Origin of the sequence: Providencia sp. PROV122, from assembly GCF_028482365.1 — a bacterium.
Classification (GTDB): Bacteria; Pseudomonadota; Gammaproteobacteria; order Enterobacterales; family Enterobacteriaceae; genus Providencia; species Providencia stuartii.
This window is the reverse complement of record NZ_JAMPQI010000019.1, coordinates 102,048-119,691: the sequence shown is the minus strand read 5'-3', so window position 1 is coordinate 119,691 and position 17,644 is coordinate 102,048. Positions and strand designations below refer to the sequence as shown.

The following is a 17,644-nucleotide window of genomic DNA, read 5'->3' as shown; positions in this document are numbered from 1 at the left end:
GGCTTCATTAGCTGTATTAAAGTTAAGGTTTGACATGGCTGATGTATAAGGCAAAAACATCTCTTCCTGCAATTCACCATTTTCAGTATTAATGCTATATAACCGGACTGCAAGCATAATCGGGGCATGACCATACTCAATATATTCATAGCGGTCTGCTGAAACTTTCCCTTTTAAATAGCTATAGACATATTTTTTCTCTCGATCAAAAATCAGGACTGGTAGCGGCTTTAAAAAGATTATATAACCCACAATACTGGTAAAAATACCAAAAATTAACGTGAAAATTATAAGAGTAACGTCCTTACCTCCAACTTTATCGACATGCCCTCCCCATAAATAGTAATCGACAAAGAAAACCCCAAAGCTTTTATTGCCTTCACCATAAAATGGTCTAAGCTCCTTAATTTTTTTAGTCAATGTTATATTTTTTTCTTTATAAAGATTATACTTTTTCTCATACATTGAGATGGTGCTAACAAAACTATTGTAGTTATCTATATTTGACTTTATTAGTACACTCAAAATTACTATAAAAAAAACTAAAATAACCAGAAAAAAGCTCATTGCCCCAACATCACGTTTTCCTCGATTAATATTCGCAATGGCAAATTGTTTAGCATTAATTTCATCAATAAAGGTTAACTCTTCAAGCTCAACATTATTTTGGTAACGTTCGTGATTAGATACAAAGCGTTGTTTCTTGGCACGATCAAAATTGGATTTTAATGTCATGTGTTTTTTGACAAAGGCAACTATTCCCATTATATCTTTTCCTCATTAATAAAACCCAGAGTGCAATTAGCCTCATCTAACGCTTTTTCACTGTCGATATACCGCATCGGTGGTAGAGGTGACTCAATTCTGCAAATGAAATCATCCTTATAATCATTCGATTCTTTAAAGCTAACATACTGACTAATAATAGTATTCACTCATTCTTTATTGTTTTAACCCCTATGATTAAAACACCCCGCTCAAGATACTTTTTTACTGCTTGCTTAACCCACTGCGACAAGCACACACCCACAAACCACCTTGTGTCCTTCTAATGCTACTGAGACCCCATTAATTTTCATCAAGTTGACTTGCTCGACCAATAGATTCAAAGTGCAAATAATTTTTCTTTAATTGATTAAACAAGGCCTCTCGCTTAATTTCATGGTGATCTAATGCTACGTGATGTTCTTCTTCAAAATAGTGAACTGCATCAAGATAAAAGGCTTACAGCTTATTATCACAAATAATTTGTTTTCTTTCTGCCGTCTGCTTCATAATATTACCTGTATCTAAAGATGGTAAACCTTCGGTGATTTACCGTGATTAAAATAGTTTATGAATCACTTGCAGCTCTGTATTAATCGTGATCAAGTCTTCAATCATCTGATCATAAACAGCGGGCCTATTTTGCTTCCAACCCACCATATCAGGGCGATGTTCAATTGCCATCGGGGTTTTAAGTAATGGGTGATCGATGATAGGAGTAGTTAAGCCATGTTTGGCGCGGAAATTTTTGACGGCTTGATATTCAAACGGCCACGCTAATAATATTTCCATATCTATTTCATAGCCTGTCGCACTTTGTTCATTTTCATCCCAGTCAAATAAAGCGGACCATTCGACATGACGATCACACAGTGCAATAAGCCATTGGGCGACAACATCGTGATTTTCATTATATAACGCTTTTTGGCAAAAACGTTGATAAAACGGATCGATAGGAATACCTGCACTCTCCCAATCTATGGTTTGATTTTTTTCGCTTGCCAACATTTCAACGGCAAATACGCCTAGCTTCTGTGGACGAGTATACATAGGGAGTGATTTTGCCATTTTACCCGATTGAATATTCTCAATAATTCTATCGTAGCAAAGGTGCCCAATTCTAAAGTCATCACAAGCAAAATCCATGAGTAAAATTTCGCCTTGTTCAGAAAAGTCTAAAGATATATTTTTATCCTTAAATAAATTATAGTAATTAACTAAAAAAGAAACATTTCTATGCCAAAAGAATTTCTCAAAAGCATAAGATTTTTCATTCACATTTGAGTAGATTTCTTTCGTATAAAGCAACCCAGTAATTCCCATTGCAGAATCAAGAGCAACAACATAATTTATGTCTCTATTACTCTTTTTTTCAGCAATAATTTTTCCTATATTAGAATAAAACCTATCATCAGATTTTTTTTTCAATTCACCTGTTTTCACTGTTATTTTTTCTAAATCAGTTTTGATATATTTATTGATTAGCTCCATTCTATTCATTTTTTTATTCTTTCCATAAGAAACCTGTTATCAAATCGAGAAGTTTTACTAACAGAAAACGTCTCATCTATTCCAACTGTTATTTTGATAATCTTTACATTATCAATATTAGCACGTAAATATTCAAAGACGATCAACGACCGTCTAATCGCCGTGGTTAAAATAGCTTCTGAATCACTTGCAGCTCTGGATTGATCGTCATGAGGTCTTCAATTATTTGGTTATAGATAGCTAGCATATTTTGTTTCCAACCCACCATATCCGGTGGTTGCTGCTGCCATAGTTTGAGTTCAGAATAACTTTGCCAGTCACTGCGCTAATCGCGGCAGGTGAGAGACTAAAAGCATACAGTTCTTCAATTCTCGGCTAATACCCGAGTAACTCATACTCAGAGCAAAAAACGTATTATTTTATGCTCGACCTCATTCGATAATGTCGCTTGGTGCTTTTTCACCCGTTACGGTTCGAAAGAACCATTACGATCAGGCCTCGTTGCCAGTTCAACGTTACCCGTTGATATTTTGATGGTTTTCTTAGTGATACCATTTCGGCGATTGGCATTGATATCATTCGCCAAATAAGAGTCTCAATGGGGTCAGGATACCGCCTTTACCGATCAAAACCTGCCCCTCTTGAAGTAATTTTAAGGTTTTATCAAAATCGAAAGGTTGTGTCATCAGTCCTTCCTTTTTGAGGTCGTTTACTAGGATGACACAGAATTTCTAACACTCCCGATTTAACATTAATTTTCAGGTGCCACGACCAGTTGCCCCACTGAGCCTAAATCCGCTTTTTCTAAATTGTTGCTGTAGAATAAAAATGGAAAGTGCTCATAGGATGGCTGCATCATTTGTACCAATAGTTCTGTTTTACCATCAACCCAAACTGTATCTTTCCAGCCGAAATCCTCCGGTGGTGTCGGTTGTCCATTACGGTTAATCACTTTAAAACGAACCCCTTCAATATGAAAAGGTTGAGGAACATTACTGGTTACGGCCCAGCGCTCCCACCCACCTTGTTGGCTTGATAGATCAATACGACGAGTATCTTTTGTCGTATTATTGATGCCATAAGGTTCATTAAGGTGAATATCACGATTACGAATAGATGAAGTGATCTGAGTTTTATCTTCAACTAACTGAGTAGGAACATCATCAGTCACCAAAGACATTAACCCTGTTGCTTTGATAGTCAACACATTGGTCGATATGAGTGTTGTTGAAGGTTCAAATAAACTCTTCACTCTATCCATAAAGCTCGCTGATTCACCCGCTGTAATGGTAAGCTCTTCTGTTTTTGCCATATCAATCAAGACTTCTCGACGTTCACCCGGTGCCAACGACAGTTCAGGCACTTTGACTGGTGATGTCAATAATCCTTGATCGGAGGCTATCATCACAAAAGGACGCCCATCGCTAATTTTCATGACATAGCGCCTCGAATTAGAGGCATTTAATAAGCGTAAACGGATCCAGCCACGGGAAACTTCAATATAAGGGTCTTGAACACCGTTAACTAATAACGTATCCCCAAGAAAACCTTCCTCATTGGCTTGGTATTCAGGAACCCCAAAATTATCTAAGCGCTTATCTTGGATAATAATAGGAAAATCATCGACGCCATAATGTTTTGGTAGTCGCAGATTCTTCGTTGAATCATCTTCAATGATCCACATCCCTAATAGACCATTATAAATTTGAGGCCCCATTTTGCCTTCTGTATTCGCGTGATACCAAAGGGTCGCTGCGGGTTGACGAATAGGGATCACAGGAGACCAATCGGCTCCTGAAGAGATTAACCTTGCCGCTCCACCTATTTGAGTACCAGGAACTTGCAGGCCACTAACTGTCATGGAAACAGACTCAGGTAAGCGATTACTATAAATCAGCTTAATATCATCGCCATTTTTTACTTTTACCGTTGGACCTGGATAAGAACCATTAACCCCCCATATATCCGCAGAGTATTTCCCATCAAACGACCAATGTATTTTTTGTAATGTCAAAAATAACGGCTGTCCTGATTTGGATTCTAATAATGGAGGAACAGGGAGCGGGTTTTTGCCATTACCGCTCGCAAAAGCATAGTTTGATGTATTGACCAAACACAAAGCCAGCCCTGCAATAAGCAGAAACTGACGCCGACTGAATGACATAAATTCTCCACTAAACTAAAAATAGCAGCGCTAATTATTGTTAGATATTCGCAATATAAGCCAATTTAATCGTTAATTTTAGGTTCGCGCTAGCATAACCCATCATTGGGCCATAATCTTAAACTTGATACAAATGGGTTGTAATGATATCGCGAAAATAGATGAAACTCTAAAAATATCTATAACGATAAATAAAATTTAATAGTCAAAAATGACAAGATAAAATGTAATTAGACGTGTAAACAGGATCATGTGATTCATTAAATAAAAACGCCCTTTTCTGATGAGATAACCTATTCAGAAAAGGGCGTCATGTTAAGTCATCGTGCCGAACAACTTATTTATTTTGCTTGTCTATTTCAGCAATCTCTTCATCGAGCTGCTTAATTTTAGCTTCCATCAAATCATGGCAATATTCAGCGAGCTCCCTGACTTGCTCCTTGGAATAGTTTTTTGTCTCTATTGGCTCTAACATTTCAACGATCACATGACCATTATTCCAACGGTTGAGTTTGATCCTTCCTTGAGTGGTAGAAACACAAACCGGTACAATTGGTACACCCGCAGCAATCGCCGCATGAAATGCCCCTGTTTTAAAAGGTAGCAACCCACGACCACGGCTGCGAGTTCCCTCTGGAAACATCCAAATCGAAATTTGATGTTTTTTGATTTGTTCAGCCACTTGCGAAATTGTGTTATGCGCTTTTGAACGATTCGAACGGTCGATCAAAATATTCCCCGTGATCCAGTACAGAAAACCAAAAAACGGGATCAACACTAAACTTTTTTTCCCTACTGTCACCGTTCTTGGTTGAACACCATTCGACATTGTGACCATGTCATAGTTATTTTGGTGATTACCAATATAAATGCTCGGGCCATATTTTTTCGCTTTTTCTGGAACGCGGTTAATAATTTTTATGCCAAATAATGTTGATAACCGCCCAAACATATGGCCAAAAACCATCACATGTTTTGGATCACGAGGGCTAAATAAACAATAAATTCCCCCAAATACACACACCAATATTGTATAAATAATCACAATAATGGCCCTAATCAGCGCTAGCATAGAGACCTCTGTCTAAATAATCAGAACTTGATTATCCTCGCCATACTTCAAGTGCAGCATTGTCAGCACGATTGATTCCGCTATCGGCTGGCTGACCTTTACGTATTTAGAGCATAATCAATCCCATAATAAAATTGCACTATTATTATTTGTCTGCATCCGCAGTTTCAACTTCAATTCGCTCAATATTATGCAAGCCACGAGGTAGTGATGTACCACGACGCCCTCTTTCTGCACGATATTTTTGCAACTCTTCCGATTTCAATCTCAGTTTCCGTTTACCGAAATAGAGCGTAATTGAAGCCTGTGCTGGCAGCACTAATAACCAAACAAGAAGGTCTTCACCACTTGCCGCTTGAGCACCGGTAATATTGATGATCTTATTACCTTTCCCTTTCGACAATTGAGGCAAATCAGCAACAGGGAACATTAACATACGACCAGCCTTAGTAATGGCTAACAGTACATCTTCTTGCTCATTATTGATCTCAATTGGTGTGAGGATCTTGGCGTTATCCGGCAGATTAATCAGAGCCTTACCTGTTTTGTTCTTGGTGACAAGATCATTAAAGGTACAAATAAAACCATAGCCCGCATCCGATGCCATTAAATATTTTTGTTCATCTTGGGCCATCAGAACATGTTCGACGGTCGCCCCTGGCGGTAGTGATAAACGCCCGGTTAATGGCTCCCCTTGACTGCGTGCGGAAGGTAGCTCTAATGGGTCAACCGAATAACTACGCCCTGTCGTATCTAGGAAAACAACAGGCTGATTGGTTTTACCTCGAGCGGCACCTTTGAAACTATCTCCAGCCTTATAATTCAGGTTAGAAGGCTCAATATCATGCCCTTTCGCACTGCGTACCCAGCCCATTTCTGACAATACAACGGTAATCGGCTCTGAAGGTAGAATTTCATGTTCGCTCAATGCTTTTGCTTCTTCACGTTCACGCAGTGGCGAGCGACGCTCATCCCCATAAGCTTTGGCGTCAGCCTGAATTTCTTTTTTAATCAGCGTATTTAGCTTACGCTCGGAGCCTAAAATACTTTGTAATTCATCACGCTCTTTAATTAATTCATCTTGCTCGCCTCGAATTTTCATCTCCTCGAGTTTAGCCAAATGACGTAATTTTAATTCTAAGATAGCTTCTGCTTGCGTATCAGAGAGATTAAAGCGCGACATTAAGACAGGTTTTGGCTCATCTTCCGTACGGATGATCTCAATAACTTCATCAATGTTAAGATAAGCAATTAATAAACCGTCTAAAATATGTAAGCGTCTAAGAACCTTTTCTAAACGATGATTAAGGCGATTACGTACCGTTTGACGGCGGTAAACAATCCATTCATTGAGTATATCTACCAACCCTTTAACTGCTGGACGATTATCAAGACCTATCATGTTGAGGTTAACGCGATAGCTTTTCTCGAGATCTGTCGTCGCAAACAGGTGATTCATCACTTGTTCGAGGTCAACACGATTACTACGCGGCACAATGACTAGGCGTGTAGGATTTTCGTGATCGGACTCATCACGTAAATCATCCACCATCGGTAATTTCTTCGCGCGCATCTGGCTTGCAATCTGCTCAAGCACTTTCGCCCCAGAAACTTGATGAGGCAGAGCAGTAATAACCGCATTACCATCCTCTTTTTCCCAAACAGCACGCATACGAACCGAGCCGCGACCATTTTGATAGATCTTACGAATATCCTCTCGGGAAGAGATAATTTCTGCTTCGGTTGGGAAATCTGGACCAGGAACATACGACATAATGTCATCCAGTGACAGCATTGGCTTATCCAGTAGAGCAACCAAGGCTTGAGCCACTTCCCGTGCATTATGAGGTGGGATATCTGTCGCCATCCCAACGGCGATCCCCGTTGTACCATTGAGCAAAATATTCGGTAAACGCGCTGGCAACATTTTTGGCTCATTCAAAGTGCCATCAAAGTTAGGGATCCAATCCACTGTGCCATGCGCAAGCTCACTCAATAATACTTCTGCGTATTTTGATAGCCGTGATTCGGTATAACGCATCGCGGCGAAAGATTTAGGATCATCAGGCGCCCCCCAGTTTCCTTGACCATCAACCAATGGATAGCGGTAAGAAAACGGTTGAGCCATTAGCACCATCGCTTCATAACAGGCAATATCACCATGAGGGTGATATTTACCTAGTACGTCACCGACCGTCCTCGCTGATTTTTTATATTTCGCCGTATTATTAAGTCCTAACTCGGACATTGCATAAACGATACGGCGCTGGACGGGCTTTAGCCCATCGCCAATAAAAGGTAACGCCCTATCCATGATCACATACATCGAATAGTTCAGATAGGCGTTCTCAGTAAAGGCGTGGAGGGGTAAACGCTCTACGCCGTCATGAGTAATTTCACTCATTCAATACTTTCCTTACTCTTTTTGATAGCGTGATGAATGTTAGACTTCAATTTCAGCCATATCGCCTTTTTCTTGTAACCAGTTACGACGATCTTCTGAACGTTTTTTTGCTAACAGCATATCCATGACGGCCACTGTTTCTTTGTAGTTCTCATCATCAATGGTTAATTGAACAAGACGGCGAGTGTTGGGATCTAATGTCGTTTCACGCAATTGAATTGGGTTCATTTCCCCCAACCCTTTAAAGCGCTGTACATTGGGTTTGCCTCTCTTACGACTCAGCCTATCAAGCACGGCATTCTTTTCGCTTTCATCCAATGCATAAAACGTCTCTTTCCCTAAATCGATACGATACAGTGGCGGCATTGCCATGTATACATGCCCTTCTTTGACAAGCTTAGGGAAATGACGCACAAACAATGCACATAACAGCGTCGCAATATGTAACCCATCAGAGTCAGCATCCGCAAGAATACACACTTTCCCGTAACGCAATTGGCTTAAATCCTCACTATCAGGATCCATACCGATGGCAACAGAAATATCATGAACTTCTTGCGACGCCAGCACTTCATCGGAAGAGACTTCCCATGTGTTTAGGATCTTCCCACGTAAAGGCATAATAGCTTGATATTCACGGTCGCGGGCTTGCTTTGCTGAACCTCCCGCAGAATCCCCTTCCACCAAGAACAGCTCTGTCATACTTAAATCTTGGGAGCTACAATCTGCTAACTTACCGGGTAAAGCGGGGCCACTGGTTAACTTCTTACGCACCACCTTTTTAGCCGCACGCATACGCCGCTGAGCGCTAGCAATTGCCATTTCCGCTAACTGTTCGGCAACTTGAACGTTTTGGTTTAACCATAGGCTAAAGGCATCTTTTACGACGCCAGCAACAAATGCCGCACATTGGCGAGAAGAGAGACGCTCTTTCGTTTGCCCAGCAAATTGCGGATCTTGCATCTTAACCGAAAGCACATACGCACAGCGCTCCCAGATATCATCAGCAGACAGTTTTACGCCACGAGGTAAGATATTACGGAACTCACAGAACTCCCTCATTGCATCAAGTAACCCTTGGCGCAACCCATTCACATGGGTTCCCCCTTGTGCGGTTGGGATCAAGTTAACATAGCTCTCCGTGAGCAGTTCTCCGCCTTCTGGTAGCCATAAAAGCGCCCATTCAGCCGCTTCGCTCTCCCCCGAAAACTCTCCAGTAAATGGTTGATCCGGTAACAGCTCTAATCCATTAACGGCTTCCATTAAATAGTCTGTTAGCCCATCCGTATAGCACCAGCTTTGCTCTGTATTGTTGAGCTGATCCTTAAACGTGATTTTCACGCCAGGGCATAAAACCGCTTTTGCTTTTAAATTATGAGCTAAACGAGAAACGGAAAAACGCGGATTATCGAAATAGCTTTCATCCGGCCAAAAATGCACGCTAGTGCCAGTATTGCGCTTAGCGCACGTACCGATAACATGCAATTCTTCGACTTTATCGCCATTTTCAAAGGCAATTTGATAAATTTGACCATCACGGCGCACTGTGACTTCAATACGCTTAGACAAAGCATTAACAACGGAAATACCTACACCGTGCAAGCCACCTGAGAATTGATAGTTTTTATTGGAAAATTTACCACCAGCGTGTAACTGCCCTAAAATCAGTTCCACAGCGGAGACTTTCATTTCAGGATGGATATCAACGGGCATACCTCGCCCATCGTCAATCACTTCAAGTGACTGATCAGGATATAAAATTACTTCAATATGCCCTGCATGCCCTGCCAGTGCTTCGTCAACACTGTTATCAATTACTTCTTGTGCTAAATGGTTCGGTCGGCTGGTGTCTGTATACATCCCAGGGCGACGGCGAACAGGTTCCAAACCACTGAGGACTTCAATGGCCTCTGCGTTATAACTAGATTGAGTCATGTTGTCATTCTGCGGTAATAGGTGATTAATTGAACAACTCAAAGCGTTCAATCAGTGATTTACTGTTGATAATAACAGTGTACAGATGTTTTGGCATTATTTCTCTGCCAATCTCAGAAAATGGATGATTTGCGGAAAGTGATTCTCAAAACCAACAAAGGCATGATTACCTTGTGGTTCAACAGTTTGTTTGCATTTTGCAAGATAGGAAACCGCTTGGCGATAATCGAGCACTTCATCCCCCATTTGTTGTAACAACCAGATCAAATCGGGATGATCAACTTGTGGCAGATGCAATGCTTTCAGTTCATGCATATGCTTAGGCTCAAGAAAATACTTTTCATGCGTATAAGGATTGATATTTTCGCCAAGATAATCCTGCAAAAGATCAAAAGGACGCACTGCGGGATTCACCACAACAGCTGGGATCTGAAAACGCTGTGAAAACCAAATCGAAAAATAGCCGCCTAATGATGAGCCAACGAGCCCCATCGGCGCGTCTTTATGCTGTAGCACGATCTCTTCTAACATAGAAGCGGCTTGCTTTGGATAGTTAGGCAATTGCGGCACAATCATGTTGATGTGCGGGTAGTGCTCATTCACCCACTGTTTTAAGCCATTGGCTTTCGCCGACTGTGGCGAACTATTAAAGCCATGGATATAAAGAAGCGTCGACATTAGTAGCCGTCCGAATCAAAGTCAGGACTGAATTCTTTGGTATTTAAACGACACACTTGCGTACTAATATGCCTTTCCCCTTTCTCATTGATGGAGAGTTCGAGATAGCGCCAGCCTGGAGCGACGGTATCTAGTGCAAAGTTGGTACAATGAGGCTTAAACTGCACGCATGTCGAAGGCGTCGCTAATAAACGAATACCATGCCAGTATTCATCCATTTCTTGATGAATATGCCCACAAAGCATCACTTTAACTTGTGGATACCCTTTTAGGTAATCCGCAAGAATATGGGAGTTACGCAAGCTGTGCTGATCAAGCCAAGTACAGCCCGAAGGTAAAGGATGATGGTGAAGCATCACTAAAGTGGTACGCTGAGGGCGCTTATCCAAACAGCTTTTCATCCACTCAAGTTGCTGCTCTGACAATTCGCCATGTGGAACGTCTTGCAATTGGCTATCCAGCATCAAAATTTGCCATTCATCACCAATCAAAATTTCTTTTGCGCTTGAAATCCCCGCTAACTTTAAAGAGCTGACCATTGCAGGTTGGTAATCATGATTACCTGGGAGCCAAACACAGGGAGCCGGTAAACGCTCAATCCCTTTTGCAAAATGTTGGTAAGCTTCTGGTGATTGATCTTGGACTAAATCACCAGTTGCAACGATCAGATCGATAGGCAGATTTTGTTCTAAAATAGCATCAAGGACGGCATGATAGCTCTTGTGCGTGTTAATCCCCAATAGGGTATTCGCTGTATCAGCAAAGAGATGCGTATCAGTAACTTGTAAAATCCTGACTACCTTCGCATTACGAGCAGTCACTTCGAGCTGGCTGTCCAAAAGTTTTCCTTGTTCCAATAAAAAATGTCACCGTTATTTTGCTATTCTACCGTTAACAGTAGGTTAATATCTGCTAAATAGCACACACTTCATTAGATTAATTGTTATTTAAGACAGTTTCACCCATTTTTGTTGCAATTTTTTGTAATTAAGCTGTAGCCACTGGAGCACAATGACCGTTGCCGCATTATCAATAATCCCCTCCTCAACCCATTGATAAGCCTGCTCACGGCTAACCACATGGACACGGATATCTTCATTTTCTGATTTTAAACCATGGATACCAGAAGCATGGGAACTGTCAACCTCACCAACATACACGTACATACGTTCAGAGGTGCCCCCAGGACTCGATAAATAGCTTAATGCTTTTTCAGTGCGACCAATGACCAATCCGGCTTCTTCGTCAGCTTCACGACGTACTACTTGCTCTGCAGTTTCATCGGTTTCTATCATTCCTGCAACCGCTTCAAGTAACCATGGCGTTTGACTGGTTTCTATGGCAGGCAACCTAATCTGCTCAATAAGCACAACCTTATCGGCTTCAGGATCATAGGGTAAGATAACGCCGGCGTGCCCGCGTTCAAAGACCTCACGAGTAATTTCTTCGCTCCACCCCCCCTCAAATAATCGATGGCGAAAGCGGTATTCAATCATTTGAAAAAAACCATTAAATAATTTACGCTTAGATATAATTTCAACATCATTTTTATTATATTTAATTGGCTGCTCTACATTTTTTGTCATAACAATCTCCTAAGCTGATGTTTTCCATATTAAGGAAAAATTATGGAATAAAACAGTTTTTAGGGCTTTTTCCCTTTATATGAGTTAATGTTTAAACAAATTGAGACAAAATGGCACAAAACGCTACCGTTAACCTATGCGATACTCTGTTACAATAAGCGTCAATATGAACTGAAATATATAGGCAACAACAAGGTCTGTTTTTGACAAGTATTTCTAGTGATGATGATTTATTTACATATAGGTTCCAGTTTGTCCTATTTATCTCGGCTCTCTCCTCACTTATGCCAGTGGGGCACAGGTAACAGGCTGAACTTATTTGCTGTTTAATCAAGGAATCCAAATGAAGAAACTGCTTCCCCTTTTTATTGCATTAAGTTTTGTGGGTCTCAGTACGAATAGCTACGCAGAAGATCTACTTCAGGTTTACCAAAAATCCAAAGAAAGTAACCCTGATCTAAGAAAATCATTAGCGGAACGTAACCAAGCTTTTGAAAAGATTAATGAATCCCGTAGCCCATTATTACCACAATTAGGTTTAGGGGCCGGTATAACATATGGCAGTGGTTATCGCGATACGAGAAATACTGAAAGCAACGGTCTCAATGCTTCTTTGAAATTGACCCAAGTCGTTTTTGATATGTCAAAATGGCGTCAACTCAGCGTCCAAGAAAAAACCGCGGGTATCACGGATGTTTCGTATCAAACCAGCCAACAGCAACTGATTTTGGATACTGCAACAGCTTACTTTAACGTATTAAAAGCGATTGACGCGCTATCCTATATCGAAGCAAATAAAGAAGCCGTTTACCGTCAACTCGATCAAACGACCCAACGCTTTAACGTGGGCTTAGTGGCTATCACTGACGTACAAAACGCCCGTGCAAACTACGATAGCGTGTTAGCACAAGAAGTTTCAGGCCGTAATGACTTAGAAAATGCGGTTGAAAAACTGCGTCAGGTCAGCGGTGTTTACTACAATCAACTGGCTTCACTGAATATCGATCGTTTTAAAACCGTGACTCCTGATCAGGTTGATGCAATTTTAAAAGAAGCGGAAGAGCGTAACCTAAGCTTACTGAGCGCTCGTTTAGCACAAGATGTTTCACGTGAAAACATTCGTTTAGCGGAAACTGGGCATATGCCAACCATCAACCTTGATGCGGCTACCAGCGTTGCCAATACACATAACCATGGCAGCAACTTCAACGGGTTAGATCGCAATAGCTATACAGGTCAAAACAGCATTGGCTTAACCTTAAGCTTACCACTTTATAGTGGCGGTGCAGTGAGTTCACAAGTTGAACAAGCACAATATGGTTTCCAAGGTGCCAGTGAGCAACTTGAGAGTGTTTATCGTAACGTAATTCAGTTGGTACGTTCTTCATATAACAACGTGTCATCTTCTATCAGTAGCATCAATGCGTACAAACAAGTCGTTGTCTCTGCACAAAGTTCATTAGATGCGATGGAAGCTGGTTACCAAGTGGGAACTCGTACGATTGTTGACGTGTTAACCGCAACTACCGCGCTGTATCAGGCAAAACAAAACCTGTCTAATGCACGTTATGATTACATGATTAACCAATTAAACATTGAGTTTGCTCGTGGCACACTCAATGAAGAAGATATTGCTCGCCTTAATGCAAGCCTAGGCAAAGAGGTTTCAACCTCACCTAGCAGCATTATTCGCAATATTGAAACACCACAAATTAGGTAATACATCTTCTTTAAAGGGGTCGATAAGTCGGCCCCTTTTTATTCGCGCCAACCTCCCTCCTTTTTTAACTTTCCTTTCTTAAACACGTTGATGATCACCACGGCCTAAATTGCACGCTGTCATCAGTGAAAAATTTGTGTTTTCTCCTCCATCAATAAATTAACAAAATCTATTAATATAAAATAAATTCAATAGGTTACAATGAAATCTAGCATAAATTATGGAGTTTGCGTCAGTGAATGCAAAGCCATTTTTCTCAATAATTAGGGAGTGATATAAAACGAGCTCCTTAATTGATAGATAACAGATGGAAATATTATGAAGAGATTTATTCTTCTTGCATTATGCACGACGCTTATACTGCCAACTATGGGTGCACAAGCATCCCCACGCTCTCATCATACTGAGGCAAAAATTTCAGCATCACCAGTTAAAGCACATAAAAATAAAAAGCCAACACCACCGCCAAAAAAGAAAAAAGCCCCAAGAAAACATAAATCTAAAATTCCACCAAGACCATAATTGGGACTAATGTGCATGGGTGTGTTTATGAATTTAAACCACCCATTATTTAGCAAGCAAAGTATCTTTAACTGATAAAGCCCTTTTATTTAGTGAATAATCACCATAAAACAGGGTTTTTGATTTTATAAAAAGCCTAAAACATCATGTAGTAATAGTAGAAATTCGTATAAATATCGTTTTTGCTATCTAAAAGAGTGCAACCAGACTTTATTGATTATTTCTTTGTGCAAAATCAGCCAACTCTGATGAGAAACATTAAGTAATAAATCAAAAAACCAACAAAATATAATTTATTGAAATAAAACAAAAATAGTTATACTTTTTCTAAAATAACTTCTCTTGCGTATTAATTCTGACGAGGAATTTGCAAAATTTATTATTTAATCGCATTTCATTGGCATTTCTGCTTTAATTTTCAACGTATTTCCCCTATCCTAGAGTCAACAAAACTAACCTCTTACTCACTCTTAATTCAGGGTAATTACCATGACCATGAAGCGTACCAAGCATATTAATCAAGACGCATTTCGTAAGTCTTGGCGTTCATATCGCTTAGCACCTGTTGCTATTGCCGTTAGTGCTGTATTTATGCTCTCCGCTTGTGAAGAAAGCGATGAGACTGTTTCTCTGTATACCAATGCGCAGGATTGTAGCCAAGCTAATCCTTCTCAAGCTGAACAATGTACTTTAGCCTACAACAACGCATTACAAGAAGCGGCAAAAACAGCCCCTAAATATGCAACGAAAGAAGATTGTATCGCCGAATTTGGCGAAGCAATGTGTACTCAAGCACCTGCACAGGCTAGTTTCTCAAGTACCGCAGGTAATGGTGAACAAACAGCTCAAGCACAAAGTAGCTCTGGTAGCATGTGGATGCCATTGATGATGGGTTACATGATGGGTCGAATGATGGGCGGTAGTGCACCTTCACAACCACTTTTTAGCTCTAAAAACCCAGCTAGCCCAGCTAATGGCAAATTTGTCGATGCTACAGGTAAAAGCTATGGTCCTGCTGTTGCAGGTGGACGTTCAATCAGCGTACCAAAAACAGCAATGGCACCTAAGCCACCAACCACTTCCACCATCACTCGTGGTGGCTTTGGCGACACGGTGAATAAGCAAGCGATGGCACAGAAATCTTCCTCGTCTAAATCTTCTTCATCTTCCCGTTCAATGGGTGGTTGATAAGTAATGAAACGAGTACCAATTATTGAGCGCCCTGATTGGCGCGAAAAAGCAGCTGAATTTGGCTTTGGTTTTCATACCATGTATGGCGAGCCATACTGGTCTGAAGACGCTTACTATCAATTCTCAATGGCGCAAATTGAAGAAATTGAAGATGCCACTGCTGAATTACACCAAATGTGTTTAAAAGTGGTTGAACGGGTTGTTGAAAGTGATGAGTTACTTGCGCGCTTTCAAATCCCAAAACACTGTTGGGAGTTTGTACGCCAATCGTGGAAGACGAGCCAACCTTCGCTCTATTCACGCCTTGATCTGGCCTACGATGGAGTTAATCCTCCTAAGCTACTAGAGAATAATGCTGATACACCGACATCGCTCTATGAGTCAGCCTTTTTCCAGTGGATTTGGTTGGAAGATCAGATCAATGCAGGGAAACTACCAGAAAACGCCGATCAATTTAACAGTATTCAAGAGCAGTTGATCGAACGTTTCACTCAGCTTAAAGATCAACATGGTTTCCGTCTGCTGCATATGGCGTGCTGCCGTGATACCGATGAAGATCGTGGCACTGTTCAGTACCTACAAGATTGTGCTCATGAAGCAGGTGTCGCAACTGAATTCCTTTATATGGATGAAATTGGCTTAGGTGAAAGAGGTGAATTCACAGATACACAGGATCAGATCATTAGTAATCTGTTTAAACTGTATCCGTGGGAATTTATGCTCAGAGAAATTTTTTCTACCAAATTGGAAGATGCCGGTGTACGTTGGTTAGAGCCAGCTTGGAAGAGCATTATTTCGAATAAAGCACTGCTACCAATGTTATGGGAAATGTTCCCAAATCATCCTAATTTGTTGCCAGCTTACTTTGCTGATGGCGAAAAACCAGAGCTTGAAAGTTATGTGATCAAACCACTATTTTCTCGCGAAGGGGCAAATATTCGTGTGATTGAAAAAGGCCAAGAGATTGCCTCAGCAGATGGCCCATATGGCGAAGAAGGCATGATCATCCAGCAGTTCCATCCGCTACCTCAATTTGAAGGTAACTATACATTAGTAGGAAGTTGGTTAGTGAATGATCAACCTGCGGGTATCTGTATTCGCGAAGACAAAGAGCTTATCACTCAAGACCTCTCTCGCTTCTATCCTCATGTCATTATTGACTGATAGACAAACGGCATGTTAACCATGCCGTTTTCTTCCACTAAAAACACAAGGCAGTAAATTTACCTTCAACGCGGGAAAGTCATTTTTGTTTACCTTTCCTAGCCTGTTATTCACCTACTTGCACCGATAGCATGCTCAAAGAGCCTGATACAATCCCTTCTGTCGGGGTAGATATTGCTTCTTTACCATCCCAGCTACCAATCACATACAACAAAGGTAAAAAATGCTCCGGTGAAGGGTTAGAACGCCTCCCATCTTCCCGTATAAGAGCCGCTGTCAAAGGGTGAGGTAACTGCTTGCTTGTTAGGTGCTCAATCACAAATTGCTCAAACGAACGCGCCCAAGGGTACGCCTCAACATTCGCATTTTGCCAATTCATTTCCCTCAGATTATGCACCACATTCCCACTAGCCATAATCATCACTCCCTGCTCTCTTAATGAGGCCAGCTTACGCCCCACTTCTAAGTGCCAAGCCGCAGGTTTTGTTCCATCAATACTCAATTGAACGACTGGAATATCTGCTTGAGGATACATACGAACGAGGATCTCCCATGCACCGTGATCTAGCCCCCATTCACTTTTATCTAAATAGACTGGTAATGGCGCTAATAAATCGGCGACTTGCTGAGCTAGTTCAGGGGAGCCTGATGCTGGATATTGCACTTGATACAAAGGTTCAGGAAAGCCGCCAAAATCATGAATGGTTCTTGGCTGAGCCATCGCGGTGACCGCGGTTCCTCGAGTATACCAATGTGCCGAGATCATCAAGATAGCTTTGGGTTTAGGCAGCGACTGCCCAAGAGCTGCCCATGCCTGAGTATATTGGTTATCTGATATCGCATTCATTGGGCTGCCATGGCCAATAAAAACCGCTGGCATTTTGTTCGCTGACATGAGTTTCATGCTCCATCTTACACATTATTATCTCAGCATACGCAGTTTAATAATAAA

At 41.1% G+C, this 17,644-nt stretch carries 14 protein-coding genes and 2 pseudogenes; 4 read left to right on the top strand and 12 right to left on the bottom strand.

What is annotated here, in order from left to right:
* From PSE69_RS14835 to nudF, 11 genes and pseudogenes are all read right to left on the bottom strand, one after another.
* Window positions 1-765, bottom strand: a 765-nt coding sequence (locus PSE69_RS14835) for a hypothetical protein (protein WP_206093004.1), incomplete at its 3' end; no start/stop codon positions are given.
* A 236-nt stretch (window positions 766-1,001) separates the two neighbouring features.
* Window positions 1,002-1,100 (bottom strand): annotated as a pseudogene (locus PSE69_RS14830) (PAAR domain-containing protein); the annotation flags it as partial.
* Window positions 1,101-1,323: 223 nt separating this feature from the next.
* Window positions 1,324-2,265, bottom strand: a complete 942-nt coding sequence (locus PSE69_RS14825) for a hypothetical protein (protein WP_053109736.1) — start codon at window positions 2,263-2,265, stop codon at window positions 1,324-1,326.
* A 253-nt stretch (window positions 2,266-2,518) separates the two neighbouring features.
* Window positions 2,519-2,942: pseudogene (locus tag PSE69_RS19925) on the bottom strand (transposase); the annotation flags it as partial.
* A gap of 65 nt (window positions 2,943-3,007) precedes the next feature.
* Entirely contained in the window at window positions 3,008-4,420 is a 1,413-nt protein-coding gene (gene ftsP, locus PSE69_RS14815; RefSeq protein WP_121874930.1) for a cell division protein FtsP, read from the bottom strand.
* A gap of 337 nt (window positions 4,421-4,757) precedes the next feature.
* A complete protein-coding gene (locus PSE69_RS14810; RefSeq protein WP_014657639.1) occupies window positions 4,758-5,492 on the bottom strand; it encodes a 1-acylglycerol-3-phosphate O-acyltransferase in 735 nt (244 codons plus the stop codon).
* A 145-nt stretch (window positions 5,493-5,637) separates the two neighbouring features.
* Entirely contained in the window at window positions 5,638-7,896 is a 2,259-nt protein-coding gene (gene parC / locus PSE69_RS14805; RefSeq protein ID WP_272514087.1) for a DNA topoisomerase IV subunit A, read from the bottom strand.
* 39 nt (window positions 7,897-7,935) lie between these two features.
* Complete coding sequence (gene parE / locus PSE69_RS14800) at window positions 7,936-9,831, bottom strand: DNA topoisomerase IV subunit B (protein ID WP_004925119.1); 1,896 nt, start codon at window positions 9,829-9,831, stop codon at window positions 7,936-7,938.
* 96 nt (window positions 9,832-9,927) lie between these two features.
* Window positions 9,928-10,509: an esterase YqiA gene (yqiA, locus tag PSE69_RS14795; protein WP_004925122.1), complete on the bottom strand. Its 582-nt coding sequence runs from the start codon at window positions 10,507-10,509 to the stop codon at window positions 9,928-9,930.
* Entirely contained in the window at window positions 10,509-11,348 is an 840-nt protein-coding gene (gene cpdA, locus PSE69_RS14790) for a 3',5'-cyclic-AMP phosphodiesterase (protein WP_014657637.1), read from the bottom strand. The genes yqiA and cpdA overlap by 1 nt, the downstream gene beginning before the upstream one ends.
* Before the next feature lie 108 nt (window positions 11,349-11,456).
* Window positions 11,457-12,095, bottom strand: a complete 639-nt coding sequence (gene nudF, locus PSE69_RS14785) for an ADP-ribose diphosphatase (RefSeq protein ID WP_004925129.1) — start codon at window positions 12,093-12,095, stop codon at window positions 11,457-11,459.
* A gap of 343 nt (window positions 12,096-12,438) precedes the next feature.
* Here nudF and tolC point away from each other — a divergent pair, with 343 nt between their 5' ends.
* The 4 genes from tolC to PSE69_RS14765 all read left to right on the top strand — a co-directional run bounded on the left by tolC (window position 12,439) and on the right by PSE69_RS14765 (window position 16,692).
* Window positions 12,439-13,815 carry an outer membrane channel protein TolC gene (tolC, locus tag PSE69_RS14780; RefSeq protein WP_004925132.1) on the top strand — a complete coding sequence of 459 codons (1,377 nt, stop codon included), beginning with the start codon at window positions 12,439-12,441 and terminating at the stop codon, window positions 13,813-13,815.
* Window positions 13,816-14,133: 318 nt separating this feature from the next.
* Entirely contained in the window at window positions 14,134-14,337 is a 204-nt protein-coding gene (locus PSE69_RS14775) for a hypothetical protein (RefSeq protein ID WP_127891330.1), read from the top strand.
* Between the two features lie 489 nt (window positions 14,338-14,826).
* Entirely contained in the window at window positions 14,827-15,525 is a 699-nt protein-coding gene (locus tag PSE69_RS14770; protein WP_004925139.1) for a DUF1190 family protein, read from the top strand.
* Between the two features lie 6 nt (window positions 15,526-15,531).
* Window positions 15,532-16,692 carry a glutathionylspermidine synthase family protein gene (locus PSE69_RS14765; protein WP_004925143.1) on the top strand — a complete coding sequence of 387 codons (1,161 nt, stop codon included), beginning with the start codon at window positions 15,532-15,534 and terminating at the stop codon, window positions 16,690-16,692.
* Between the two features lie 106 nt (window positions 16,693-16,798).
* Here PSE69_RS14765 and ygiD read toward each other — a convergent pair whose 3' ends face one another.
* Window positions 16,799-17,587 (bottom strand): 4,5-DOPA dioxygenase extradiol, encoded by a 789-nt coding sequence (ygiD, locus tag PSE69_RS14760; protein WP_104873249.1) that lies wholly within the window; start codon window positions 17,585-17,587, stop codon window positions 16,799-16,801.
* Window positions 17,588-17,644: the final 57 nt, after the last annotated feature.